This window comes from Mesorhizobium sp. M4A.F.Ca.ET.020.02.1.1, assembly GCF_004022645.1.
Lineage (GTDB): Bacteria > Pseudomonadota > Alphaproteobacteria > Rhizobiales > Rhizobiaceae > Mesorhizobium.
Map to the genome: position 1 here is coordinate 1 of NZ_RZOI01000104.1, position 11,970 is coordinate 11,970.

11 protein-coding genes are annotated in these 11,970 nt (G+C 65.0%); 4 read left to right on the forward strand and 7 right to left on the reverse strand.

The annotated features are described in order from the left end of the window. The 4 genes from rpsD to EN742_RS09840 all read right to left on the reverse strand — a co-directional run. On the reverse strand, window positions 1-538 hold a 538-nt coding region (gene rpsD / locus EN742_RS09825), incomplete at its 3' end, for a 30S ribosomal protein S4 (protein ID WP_128332737.1). 339 nt (window positions 539-877) lie between these two features. After that, window positions 878-1,066 (reverse strand): DUF3008 family protein, encoded by a 189-nt coding sequence (locus tag EN742_RS09830; RefSeq protein ID WP_126054849.1) that lies wholly within the window; start codon window positions 1,064-1,066, stop codon window positions 878-880. 60 nt (window positions 1,067-1,126) lie between these two features. Further along, on the reverse strand, window positions 1,127-1,912 hold the full coding sequence (gene murI / locus EN742_RS09835) for a glutamate racemase (protein WP_127406662.1): 786 nt from the start codon (window positions 1,910-1,912) through the stop codon (window positions 1,127-1,129). Then, window positions 1,905-2,819, reverse strand: a complete 915-nt coding sequence (locus EN742_RS09840; protein ID WP_126054851.1) for an RNA methyltransferase — start codon at window positions 2,817-2,819, stop codon at window positions 1,905-1,907. Before EN742_RS09840 ends, murI begins: the two co-directional genes overlap by 8 nt. 206 nt (window positions 2,820-3,025) lie before the next feature. Here EN742_RS09840 and EN742_RS09845 point away from each other — a divergent pair, with 206 nt between their 5' ends. The 3 genes from EN742_RS09845 (at window position 3,026) to EN742_RS09855 (ending at window position 5,733) form a co-directional block, all read left to right on the forward strand. Next, window positions 3,026-4,237 carry an NADP-dependent isocitrate dehydrogenase gene (locus EN742_RS09845; protein WP_126054852.1) on the forward strand — a complete coding sequence of 404 codons (1,212 nt, stop codon included), beginning with the start codon at window positions 3,026-3,028 and terminating at the stop codon, window positions 4,235-4,237. 84 nt (window positions 4,238-4,321) lie between these two features. Continuing rightward, on the forward strand, window positions 4,322-4,948 hold the full coding sequence (locus tag EN742_RS09850) for a glutathione S-transferase family protein (protein ID WP_127406663.1): 627 nt from the start codon (window positions 4,322-4,324) through the stop codon (window positions 4,946-4,948). Next, window positions 4,948-5,733, forward strand: coding sequence for a hypothetical protein (locus EN742_RS09855; RefSeq protein ID WP_127406664.1), 786 nt, complete (start codon window positions 4,948-4,950; stop codon window positions 5,731-5,733). The genes EN742_RS09850 and EN742_RS09855 overlap by 1 nt, the downstream gene beginning before the upstream one ends. Before the next feature lie 66 nt (window positions 5,734-5,799). Here EN742_RS09855 and EN742_RS09860 read toward each other — a convergent pair whose 3' ends face one another. The 3 genes from EN742_RS09860 to recA form a co-directional block, all read right to left on the reverse strand. Continuing rightward, window positions 5,800-6,594 (reverse strand): PhzF family phenazine biosynthesis protein, encoded by a 795-nt coding sequence (locus EN742_RS09860; protein WP_348627237.1) that lies wholly within the window; start codon window positions 6,592-6,594, stop codon window positions 5,800-5,802. A gap of 50 nt (window positions 6,595-6,644) precedes the next feature. After that, complete coding sequence (gene alaS / locus EN742_RS09865; protein WP_128332738.1) at window positions 6,645-9,311, reverse strand: alanine--tRNA ligase; 2,667 nt, start codon at window positions 9,309-9,311, stop codon at window positions 6,645-6,647. A gap of 238 nt (window positions 9,312-9,549) precedes the next feature. Continuing rightward, the gene (recA, locus tag EN742_RS09870) at window positions 9,550-10,650 is read right to left on the reverse strand and encodes a recombinase RecA (RefSeq protein WP_126054856.1); all 1,101 of its coding nucleotides are present in this window, start codon (window positions 10,648-10,650) and stop codon (window positions 9,550-9,552) included. Between the two features lie 282 nt (window positions 10,651-10,932). On the opposite strand from recA, the gene EN742_RS09880 reads away from it, so the two are divergent. Then, window positions 10,933-11,877 (forward strand): carbohydrate kinase family protein, encoded by a 945-nt coding sequence (locus EN742_RS09880; protein WP_128332739.1) that lies wholly within the window; start codon window positions 10,933-10,935, stop codon window positions 11,875-11,877. The last annotated feature ends 93 nt before the right edge of the window (window positions 11,878-11,970 follow it).

Consider the following 11,970-nt stretch of genomic DNA (forward strand, 5'->3'; position numbering starts at 1 on the left):
CGAAGGTGGCGGTCATCTTGTTGTGGTCGGCTTCGATATAGTCGGGCACGTCGCGCTCGGCGAGAGCGACCGATTCCAGCACGATGACGAGCTGCTTCGACTTCTCGCGCACCTCGACGACGTCGCCCGGCTTGCAGCGATACGAGCCGATGTTGACGCGCTTGCCGTTGACGTTGACGTGGCCGTGGTTGACGAACTGGCGGGCGGCGAAAATGGTCGGCACGAACTTGGCGCGGTAGACGACCGCGTCGAGACGCGACTCGAGCAGGCCGATCAGGTTCTCCGAGGTGTCGCCCTTGCGGCGGTCCGCCTCTTCATAGACCTTGCGGAACTGCTTTTCCGAAACGTCGCCATAGTGGCCCTTCAGCTTCTGCTTGGCGCGCAGCTGCAGACCGAAGTCGGAAAGCTTGCCCTTGCGGCGCTGGCCGTGCTGGCCGGGGCCGTATTCACGCTTGTTGACCGGGGACTTCGGGCGGCCCCAGATGTTTTCGCCGAGACGGCGGTCGATCTTGTATTTCGCGGATTCGCGCTTGCTCATCGCATTCCCTTTCAAAACAATACACCCGGAACCTCATGCTCCGAGTGAAGGAAACGCGCCCTCCTCTGGCCTCCGTTTTCGAGACCTGACAGGGTTTTCCACGCAACGCGACGGAAAACCCACGGGACACGTCAGTTAACAAGGCCGGGGAAGAAACAATCGAACTTCCGTCTGCCTTGCGCATAAAGAAAACCACCGGGCATTGCGGCCCGGTGTTGGCGCGCTGATTAAACGGAGATTTAGGCGGTGTCAAGCTTGTGCGTGGCACTGCGGACCAATCACCGAGAGCCCGCGGCCCCGCAGGCGGGTTCTTGCTTTTCTTCCCCAAGTGCAGCGAGATCAGCTCTTGGATTTCTTCTCGGGCAAGCCCTTGCGCCTGGTCTCGGCGAATTCCTCGAGCTGCTTTTCGCTCATCGATTCGTACATTCCCTTCGAGGCGCCCTTGAGCTCGCTCTTCTTGGTGTCGCCGCGTTTTGCCGACAGCGCCGCGCCAGCGGCCTTTTGCTGAGCTTTCGATGTGGCAGGCATGGTCGTTTCTCCCAATTGACTATGGGAGGGAACGCAGCCGCCCAGCCGATGTTCCTGCCGTCAAGGGATCGTCAGACCAAAACCCTGCATCAGCCGGCCGATGGCGAAATCAGACTTGCCGGAGGTGAAGACGGCAATGTCGGGCTCGCCTTGCGACGATCCGTTGACCGGCGGGAGCAAGGACATGGCGCGGCGGGCTATGGCTTCGGCCGGATCGATCCAGTCCACCGGCCAGGGCGCGGTCTTGCGCATGCGGTTGACCAGGAACGGATAGTGCGTGCAGGCAAGCACGACGATGTCGGTGCGCTGCCCGTCGCGTTCGAGGAAGCAGGGCGCGATCTCGCTGCGTACAGCCTCCTCGTCGACAAAGCCCTCGCGCATGTAGACTTCGGCCAGCCCCGCCAGATTGTTGCTGCCGACGAGGCGGACGTGGCATTTCTGCGCCCATTTGCTGATCAGGTCGCGCGTGTACTGCCGCTTCACCGTGCCCGGCGTCGCCAGCACCGAGACTAGGCCGGAGCGGGTGCGCTCCGCCGCCGGCTTGACCGCCGGCACCGTGCCGATGAAGGGGTGACCGGGGAACCTGTTGCGCAGCGCTTCGATCACCAGCGTCGATGCGGTGTTGCAGGCGATAACCGAGATCGCCGGCGAAAACCGGTCGAGCAGCCTGGCGAAGAGATCGAGTATGTGCGTGCGCAGCGCCGGCTCCTCCCAGGCGCCGAAGGGAAAGGCCGCGTCGTCGGCGACATAGACGAAGCGCCGGTCGGGCATCAGCACGCGCGCCTCGCGCAGCACCGTGAGGCCGCCAACACCGGAATCGAACATCAGGATCGGCCGGTCAGTCATTGTCGGTGCCCTTGCCGCCCAGCGGCGCGTCATTGTCGTCGCCATTGGTGCTGTGCGCCTGGCCCGCTTCCGCCTTGCGGGCGCGCGCGGCAGCGGCGGGCAGCCGTCTCGGATCGTCGCCGGGGGAACCGTCGCCGCGCGGCATCGCCGGCGAAAATCTGTCCAGCGACGAGATGATGCCCCTTAGCACCTTCAGTTCCGGCTCGGCGAAACCGGCGCGCGTCAGCACGGCACGCAGATTGTCGACCATCTTCGGTTTCTTCCCTTCCGGGCGGAAATAGCCGCGCGCCTCCAGCGCGCCTTCAAGATAGGTGAACAGGCTCTGCAACTGTTCCTTGGTCGCCGGCACGAGTTCCGGTCCGGAGAAGTTGGTTTGGGTCTCGTCATCCAGCCCCGACTTCATCCATTCATAGGACATCAACAGCACCGCCTGGGCGATGTTGAGCGACGAAAAGCCAGGATCGACCGGAAAGGTGACGATCTCGTCGGCGAGCCCGACTTCCTCATTGTAGAGGCCGAAGCGTTCGCGGCCGAACAGAATGCCGGTGCGCTGCCCGGCACGCTGCCGCGTCCTCAGCGCCCTGCCCGCCTCGACCGGTCCGCGCACGGCCTTGAAGCCGTCGCGCTCGCGCGCCGTCGTGGCGAAGACGAAATTGAGATCGGCGATCGCCGAGGCGAGATCGTCGAAGACCCGCACCGCATCGATGACATGATCGGCGCGGCTTGCCGCGGCGCGCGCCTTCTCGCTCGGCCAGCCGTCGCGAGGATTGACCAGCCTGAGCTCGGCAAGACCGAAATTGGCCATGGCGCGCGCGACCATGCCGATGTTCTCGCCAAGCTGCGGCTCGACCAGGATGATCGCCGGACCTGCTGCGGGGGTATCGTTAGGATCTTCGTTGGCTGGCATGGGCGTCAATGAACTGCTGTTTGCGGCATTTCGGCGACCCCTGCCATATTCGGCCGTGAAAATGAAGCTTTGGCAAAGAACGGCATGAAGTCGCGGGCGGATCGGCGTTTGCGCGCTCAAAAGGCCTTTGATATACGCTGCGCATCCCCGGCCGAAAGCCATGCGGGCAAGGCCGTTCCGATCCCCAGCAACGAGGCATTCTTTCCATGGCGAAGATCAAGGTGGCGAACCCGGTCGTCGAACTCGACGGCGACGAGATGACCCGCATCATCTGGCAGTTCATCAAGGACAAGCTGATCCACCCCTATCTCGACCTCAAGCTCGACTATTACGATCTCGGCATCGAGCACCGCGACGCCACCAACGACCAGGTGACGATCGACTCGGCCAACGCCATCAAGAAATACGGCGTCGGCGTGAAATGCGCGACGATCACTCCCGACGAGCAGCGCGTCGAGGAATTCAAGCTGAAGAAGATGTGGAAGTCGCCGAACGGCACGATCCGCAACATCCTCGGCGGCACCATCTTCCGCGAACCGATCATCATGAAGAACGTGCCGCGCCTGGTGCCGGGCTGGACCAAGCCGATCATCGTCGGCCGCCACGCTTTCGGCGACCAGTACCGCGCCACCGACTTCCGCTATCCCGGCAAGGGCAAGCTGACGATCAAGTTCGTCGGCGAGGACGGCACCGTGATCGAGCACGACGTGTTCGACGCGCCGGCCGCCGGCGTCGCCATGGCCATGTACAATCTGGACGAATCGATCCGCGAGTTCGCCCGCGCCTCGCTGAACTACGGCCTGCTGCGCAACTATCCGGTCTATCTTTCGACCAAGAACACCATCCTCAAGGCCTATGACGGCCGCTTCAAGGACATCTTCCAGGAAGTCTACGAGCAGGAATTCGAGGCCGAGTTCAAGGCCAAGAAACTCTGGTACGAGCACCGGCTGATCGACGACATGGTGGCCTCCAGCCTGAAATGGTCGGGCGGCTATGTCTGGGCCTGCAAGAACTACGACGGCGACGTTCAGTCGGACACGGTGGCGCAAGGCTTCGGCTCGCTCGGCCTGATGACCTCGGTGCTGATGACGCCAGACGGCAAGACCGTGGAAGCGGAGGCCGCGCACGGCACCGTCACCCGCCACTACCGCCAGCACCAGAAGGGCGAGGAGACCTCGACCAACTCGATCGCCTCGATCTTCGCCTGGACGCGCGGTCTCGCGCACCGCGCCAAGCTCGACGACAATGCCGAACTGAAACGCTTCGCCGAGACCTTGGAAAAGGTCTGCATCCAGACGGTGGAGTCCGGCTTCATGACCAAGGACCTATCGCTGCTCATCGGCCCCGACCAGCCCTGGCTGTCGACCACCGGTTTCCTCGACAAGATCGACGAGAACCTACAGAAGGCCATGGGGTAAGAACCCAAATTTCGACATGCCGAAGGCTCCGAAAGGAGCCTTCGCTTTTTGGGCAGCAACACGAGCGGAAGCAAGGGGCTGACGATGAGCAAGCCAATCCTGTACGGCGCCGACTACAGCGTCTATGTCCGCATCGCGCGGCTGGCGCTGGAAGAGAAAGGCATCGGCTACGACCTCGTGCCCGTCGATGTCTTTGCCCCGGAAGGCGTTCCGGCCTGGTATCTTGAACATCATCCGTTCGGCCGCATCCCGGCTTTCGAGCGTGACGGCTTTCGCCTGTTCGAGGCGAGCGCGATCGCCCGCTATGCCGACGAGGCCTTCGACGGCCCGGCGCTGCAGCCAAAAGACGCGCGCAGCCGGGCAAGGATGAACCAGATCACCGGCCTGCTCGACGCCTATGGCTACCGCGCCATGGTCTGGGATGTCGCCGTCGAGCGGCTGGAGCAAAATCCGCCCGACGAGGCCCTGATCGCCAAGGGCCTGTCGCAAGCGGAAGCTGTGCTGCGGACACTGTCGGCGCTGAAGGCCGACGGGCCGTGGCTGCTGGGGTCGCAACTGACCCTTGCCGACCTGCACGCGGCACCGATCGTCGGCCATTTCGTCAAGGTCGCAGAAGGGCGTGAATTGCTTGCCCGATTTGCCGACATCAGCGACTGGTATGCGCGCTTCGCCGATCGCGCGAGCTTCGCCAGGACCGAACAGGCGGGCTGATGCGCGCCGTCCATGTCAGCTATGCGACGCCGAACCTGTCGCAGGCCGGCAAGCTGCTGCTGAAGAGCGCGCGCCGCTTAGGCCTCGACAGTCATCTCTATACGCCGGACCACCCGGTGCTGGTCGACCTGGCGCGAAAATACCCATCGATCATGGCCGCGCCGCGCGGCGCCGGCTACTGGCTGTGGAAGCCGTTCATCACCCTGGACATGATGAACCGCGTGCCGGACGGCACGCCGGTCCTCTACAGCGACGCCGCACTGACTTTCATTGCCGACCCGGCGCCTCTGATCGCGCTTTCCAGCCAGCACCCGGTATGCCTGTTCAAGATGGGCGGCCGGATGCTGCAGGGCGCCTGGACCAAGCGCGACTGCTTTGTCGAAATGGATGCCGACCGGGAGGAGTTCTGGTCGCTGCCGCAGCTATGGGCCGGCATGCAGCTCTACCGCGCCGGGCCGGAAGCGAGGGCTTTCCTCAAGCTGCTGGCGACGGCCATGGCGAGCGAGGTTCGCCTGACCGACATGCCGAACATCCACGGCCTTCCCAACCTGCCCGGCTTCGTCGAGCATCGGCATGATCAATCGGTGCTGACGATCCTTGCCAGGCAGCAGGGCGCCGCCATTTTTCGCAGCCCGTCGCAGGAGTGGCACGATCCATCGGCGCCGGCGAGCGAGCAGCCGTTCGGCCAAACGGTGTTTGTGCACCGCAGGCGAAACCTCCCCTATTTCAGGTGGCTTTACAGGCGCCTGCGTCAGAAATACACGGCCGGCCAAGGCTTCCTTTGATCATGCCCGATCTCTCGCGAGAGCCCGGCGGCATTCAAGCTTCCGCACCATAGTCTGAGGGCCCGTTCAGTCGGGCAGATAGATTTCCGCCTTCATGAAGGTCTTCGCGCGGCCTGTGATGCGCACACGGTCTCCGGCCAGCTCGCACAATAAGTGACCGCCGCGCTGCGAGCACTGGAAAGCCGACAGCTCCGTCTTGCCGAGCTTTTCGGACCAATAGGGTATCAGCGTCGCGTGGATGGAGCCGGTCACCGGATCTTCGGGAATGCCCGCGCCGGGCGCGAAGTAGCGGGACACGAAATCATGGGTCTCGCCGCGCGCGGTGACGACCACGCCGAGAGGGTGGAACGTCGCAATCCCGGACAGGTCCGGGACAAAGGAGCGCACGGCGGCTTCGTCGGCCAGCTCGACGAACAGGTTCTCGAAGTTGCGGAAGCTCGCAACCGGGCGCGCCGAAACGGTATCCTGAAGCGCGGACGCCAACTCGGCGTCGACGGGCTGCGGCGGAAAGCAGGGCAGATCGAGCTGGTAGGCGCCGTCGCGCCCGGAAACCCTCAGCTCGCCCACCCGCGTGGCGAAGGCCATGTCGCCGGCGATATCATGTTCCTGGGCTAGCACATGGGCGGTGGCCAGCGTGGCGTGGCCGCAGAAGTCGGCTTCATGGACCGGGGTGAACCAGCGCAGATCCCAGCCCTTGCCGTTCGGCCGCGCAAAGGCGGTCTCGGCAAGGTTGTTCTCGTTGGCGATGGCCTGCATGACATCTTCCGGCGGCCAGTCCTCCAGGATGAGGACGGCGGCCGGATTGCCGTGGAAGGCTCGGTCGGCGAAAGCGTCGACCTGGTACATGGTCAGTGTCGTCACTTCGCGCTCCCGGGATGGCTAGCGTGACTGCGCGGCGACCTCAAGCGAGGTCACGCCGCTTCCAGCGCCGCCTTCACCGCCGCGATCGCGTCCTCGGCCTTCGAGGCGTCGGGACCGCCGGCCTGGGCCATATCGGGCCGGCCGCCACCACCCTGCCCGCCAAGCGCGGCGGACGCCACGCGCACCAGGTCGACGGCGCTGAAGCGGGTGGTCAGGTCGTCGGTGACGCCGACGACGACACTTGCCTTGTTGTCCTCGCCGGCGCCGACGAAGACGACGACGCCGGAGCCGAGCGACTTCTTGCCGGCATCCGCCAGCGGCTTCAGGTCCTTCGGCGCCACACCGGAGACTGCCTTGCCGAGGAAGCCGACGCCGGCGATGGTTTCGTTCTCGGCCGGCACGCCGGCCGGCGAACGGTCACCCAGCGCCAGCCTCTTGCGCGCTTCGCTAAGCTCCTTCTCGAGCTTCTTGCGCTCTTCGAGCAGCGTCTCGACACGCGCGGTCACGTCGGCCGGCGAGATCTTCAGCGTCGAAGCGATCGCCTTCAGCCGCCTGTCCTGCTCGTCGAGATGCCTGCGCGCCGCCTCGCCGGTCAGCGCCTCGATGCGGCGCACGCCGGCGGCGACCGCGCTGTCCGACACGATGCGCACCAGGCCGATATCGCCGGTCGCCCGGACATGGGTGCCGCCGCAGAGCTCGACCGAATAGGGGCGGTTCGCCTTGGCGCCATGCAGGCCGGTGCCCATCGACACGACGCGCACCTCGTCGCCGTATTTTTCGCCGAACAGCGCCATGGCGCCCTCGGCAATGGCATCATCGACCGACATCAGGCGTGTCGACACCGGGCTGTTCTGCACGACGATCTCGTTCGCCATGCGCTCGACCTCCTCGAGTTCATCGGCCGAGATCGGCTTGTTGTGCGAGATGTCGAAGCGCAGGCGCTCGGGCGCGACCAGCGAGCCCTTCTGCGCGACATGGGTGCCCAGCACCTCGCGCAGCGCCTCGTGGATGAGGTGCGTCGCCGAATGGTTGGCGCGCAGCCTGGAGCGGCGCGCATGGTCGACCTTGAGCTCGACGGCAGCGCCGGTCTTGACCGTGCCGCTTGCCACCCGGCCGAGATGCACGAACAGGCCGTCGGCCTTCTTCTGCGTGTCGGTGATCGCTATCGAGAAGCCTTCGCCGGAAACAATGCCGGTGTCGCCCATCTGGCCGCCGGATTCGCCGTAGAACGGCGTCTGGTTGACGATCACGGCAACCGTGTCACCCTGCGCGGCGCTGTCGACGGCCTTGCCGTCCTTGACCAGCGCCAGGACCAGGCCCTCCGCCTGCTCGGTCTCATAGCCGAGGAAATCGGTGGCGCCGGTCTGCTCGCGCACCGAAAACCACACCGTCTCGGTGGCCGCGTCGCCGGAACCCGCCCAGCTCTTGCGCGCCTCGGCCCGTTGCCGCTCCATCGCATCGGTAAAGCCGGCCAGATCGACCGAGATGCTGCGCTGGCGCAGCGCATCCTGCGTCAGGTCGAGCGGGAAGCCGTAAGTGTCGTAGAGCTTGAAGGCCGTCTCGCCATCCAGCATGTCGCCGGCGCCGAGCTTTTCGGTTGCCTCCGAGAGCAGGCCGAGGCCGCGCGCCAGCGTCTTGCGGAAGCGGGTCTCTTCCAGCTTCAGCGTTTCGGTGATCAGCGCCTCGCCGCGCCCCAGCTCCGGATAGGCCTGAGCCATCTCGCGCACCAGCGCCGGCACCAATTTCCACATCAGCGGCTCGCTGGCGCCGAGCAGCTGCGCATGGCGCATGGCGCGGCGCATGATACGGCGCAGCACATAGCCGCGGCCCTCATTCGACGGCAGCACGCCGTCGGCCACCAGGAAGCAGGACGACCGCAGATGGTCGGCGATGACGCGGAACGATGCGACGGTGTCCGCATCCGGACCGCGCCCGAGCGCCGATGAGGCGGCATCGATCAGATGGCGGAACAGGTCGGTCTCGAAGACGCTTTCCACCCCTTGCAGGATGGACGCCATGCGCTCGAGGCCCATACCGGTGTCGATCGACGGGCGCGGCAGGTCGATGCGCTCTTCCTTGGTCACCTGTTCATACTGCATGAACACCAGGTTCCAGAATTCCAGGAACCGGTCGCCGTCCTCTTCCGGGCTGCCGGGAGGGCCGCCCCAGATGTGTTCGCCGCGGTCGATGAAGATCTCCGAGCACGGCCCGCAGGGTCCGGTGTCGCCCATTGCCCAGAAATTGTCGGAGGTCGGGATGCGGATGATGCGGTCGTCGGTGAAGCCGGCGATCTTCTTCCAGTAGCCGGCGGCCTCATCGTCGGTGTGGTAGACCGTGACCAGCAGCTTGTCTTTCTTTAGCCCGAACTCCCTGGTGATCAGGTTCCAGGCAAGCTCGATGGCGCGTTCCTTGAAATAGTCGCCGAAGGAGAAATTGCCGAGCATCTCGAAGAAGGTCAGGTGACGCGCGGTGTAGCCGACATTGTCGAGGTCGTTGTGCTTGCCGCCGGCGCGCACGCTCTTCTGGGCGGTGGTGGCGCGCGAATAGGGCCGCTTCTCCAGGCCGGTGAAGACGTTCTTGAACTGCACCATGCCGGCGTTGGTGAACATCAGCGTCGGATCGTTGCGCGGCACCAGCGGGCTCGACGCGACGACCTCGTGACCCTCCTTGCGGAAATAGTCGAGGAATGTCGACCGGATCTCGTTCACGCCACTCATGGATGCTTGCCTTTTCGAGAGAACCGCCGGGGGTGCCGGCGGCAAAATGGACATGGCCTTTTAGCGATCACGCCGCAGCCTGTCCAGAAACACGGAACTGGAGGAAAGTCCGGTTGTTGCCGGCTCTAGCCGGGCATCGCCCGAAACGAAAACCGCCGGCACAAGGCCGGCGGTTCGGGACGCAGTACTAAAGAACTCAATTACATAAGCAGATATTAATAAACCGAGATTGTGGCACCTACATGGCGCCGGCTTCGTCCTCGAAACCGTCGTCACCGCCGCCCTCGGAGCCGCCATTCTCGAGGAACTTCTCGGCGATCAGCCCGGCATTCTGCCTGAGCGCCATTTCGATCTCGCGCGCTGTGTCGGGATTGTCGCGCAGGAACAGTTTTGCGTTCTCGCGGCCCTGGCCGAGACGCTGCGAATTGTAGGAGAACCAGGCGCCGGATTTCTCGACCACGCCGGCCTTGACGCCGAGGTCGACCAGCTCGCCGGTCTTGGAGACGCCCTCGCCATACATGATGTCGAACTCGACCACCTTGAAGGGCGGCGCCAGCTTGTTCTTGACCACCTTGACGCGGGTCTGGTTGCCGACGACCTCGTCGCGGTCCTTGACCGAGCCGATGCGGCGGATGTCGAGGCGGACCGAGGCGTAGAACTTCAGCGCGTTGCCGCCGGTCGTCGTCTCGGGCGAGCCGAACATGACGCCGATCTTCATGCGGATCTGGTTGATGAAGATGACCATGGTGTTGGAGCGCGAGATCGAGGCGGTCAGCTTGCGCAGCGCCTGGCTCATAAGGCGGGCCTGCAGGCCGGGCAGCGCATCGCCCATCTCACCTTCGATTTCGGCGCGCGGCGTCAGCGCGGCGACCGAATCGACCACCAGCACGTCGATGGCGCCGGAGCGCACCAGCGTATCGCAGATCTCCAGCGCCTGCTCGCCGGTGTCGGGCTGCGAGATCAGCAGGTTTTCGAGGTCGACGCCGAGCTTGCGGGCATAAACCGGATCGAGGGCGTGCTCGGCATCGACGAAGGCGCAGATGCCGCCTTTCTTCTGGGCTTCCGCCACCGTGTGCAGCGCCAGCGTCGTCTTGCCCGAGCTTTCCGGCCCGTAGATCTCGATGATGCGGCCGCGCGGCAGGCCGCCGACGCCGAGCGCGATGTCGAGGCCGAGCGAGCCGGTCGGCACGGTTTCGATCTCGACCACCTGCTCATTGGCGCCGAGGCGCATGATCGAGCCCTTGCCGAAGGCGCGCTCGATTTGCGACAGCGCCGCGTCCAGAGCCTTTGATTTGTCCACTGCCTTATCCTCTACAAGCCGCAAAGTATTCTGAGCCATGATACATCACCCCTTGGTCGTCAATGAAGGCCGGACAATCCGTGATCCCTGCCATTTTGTACCTTTTTTGTTCTCGTTTGGCAAGAGGCATCAAGTTGCTGAAAAACAATCAATATCTTGATCTGTTCTATTTATGTCCCACAACACACGGCGGCGGCGTCGTCCAATCGGCCATGCAGGGTTCCGTTGTCCGGCCGGCCCGAATCGCGGCGCTGATTGCGGGGCGGCGCGGAGAAACCTAGTGTGCGCGGCCGGACAATCAACAAAGGTATCGACGCCACGATGGTGAAGTCCCCCAACATCCTTGCCGTGGGCGGCGCCCATATCGACCGGCGGGGCCAGGTGTCGGGCCCTTACGTGCCGGCTGCCTCGAATCCCGGCACCATGCGCGAGGATGTCGGCGGCGGCGTCTTCAACGCGTTGCGCAGTGTGGTCAGGCGCGGCGTCTCGGCCTCGCTGCTGTCGATGCGCGGCGGCGACGCCGCGGCCGAGACTGTGTCGACGGCGATCGCGAGCGCCGGCATCGTCGACCTGTCGGCGGTGTTCCTCGACCGCACGACGCCGAGCTACACGGCGCTGATCGACCGCGACGGCGAGCTGATCGTCGGCTTTGCCGACATGGCGCTCTACGACCTCGCCTTCCCCAAGCAGATCCGCCGCGCCAAGGTGCGCGAGGCGATCGCTTCCGCCGATGCCCTCCTATGCGACGCGAACCTGCCGTCCGCGGCGCTGGAACGGCTGGTGGCGCAAGCCGCCGGCAAGCCGATCTTCGCCATCGCCATCTCGCCGGCCAAGGTGGTGCGGCTGATGCAGGTGCTGGGCAGCCTGGCCGTGCTGTTCATGAACCGGCGCGAGGCCGGCGCCCTTGCCGGCCTGGGCGACGATGCGAATGGCCACGATCTGGTCGGCGGGCTGCGGCGCGCCGGGCTCAGGAGTGGCGTGGTGACGGCCGGCGGCGAGCCGGTGCTCGGCTTCGACGGCGAGGGCCTGTTCTCCATCGCCCCGCCCGCCCCGCGTAGGATCGCCGACGTCACCGGCGCCGGCGATGCGCTGACCGGCGCGACGGTCGCCGCTCTGCTCAATGGCCTGCCGCTGCGCGCGGCACTGCGCGAAGGCATTGCCGCCTCCATCCTGGCCATCGAAAGCACCGAGGCGGTACCCGCCTTCAGCGCCGCCAACTTCGCGCAAATGCTGGCCCTTGTGCCGGGGGCGCTGGAAGTGGCATGAGGGCGGCCGGAGCGCCGCGCGCTCCGTATTGGAGACCATCATGACGCCCGAAACCGCCCGCCCCTTCATCGATATCCATCCGCCGGTGGCGGA

Excerpts from the sequence above, each read along its gene's own strand:
- EN742_RS09855 (WP_127406664.1), top strand. The coding sequence starts at position 4,948 with ATGCGCGCCGTCCATGTCAGCTATGCGACGCCGAACCTGTCGCAGGCC.
- murI (WP_127406662.1), bottom strand. The coding sequence starts at position 1,912 with ATGACTGACCGGCCGATCCTGATGTTCGATTCCGGTGTTGGCGGCCTC.
- recA (WP_126054856.1), bottom strand. The coding sequence starts at position 10,650 with ATGGCTCAGAATACTTTGCGGCTTGTAGAGGATAAGGCAGTGGACAAA.
- EN742_RS09830 (WP_126054849.1), bottom strand. The coding sequence starts at position 1,066 with ATGCCTGCCACATCGAAAGCTCAGCAAAAGGCCGCTGGCGCGGCGCTG.
- EN742_RS09850 (WP_127406663.1), top strand. The coding sequence starts at position 4,322 with ATGAGCAAGCCAATCCTGTACGGCGCCGACTACAGCGTCTATGTCCGC.
- EN742_RS09845 (WP_126054852.1), top strand. The coding sequence starts at position 3,026 with ATGGCGAAGATCAAGGTGGCGAACCCGGTCGTCGAACTCGACGGCGAC.
- EN742_RS09840 (WP_126054851.1), bottom strand. The coding sequence starts at position 2,819 with ATGCCAGCCAACGAAGATCCTAACGATACCCCCGCAGCAGGTCCGGCG.
- EN742_RS09880 (WP_128332739.1), top strand. The coding sequence starts at position 10,933 with ATGGTGAAGTCCCCCAACATCCTTGCCGTGGGCGGCGCCCATATCGAC.
- alaS (WP_128332738.1), bottom strand. The coding sequence starts at position 9,311 with ATGAGTGGCGTGAACGAGATCCGGTCGACATTCCTCGACTATTTCCGC.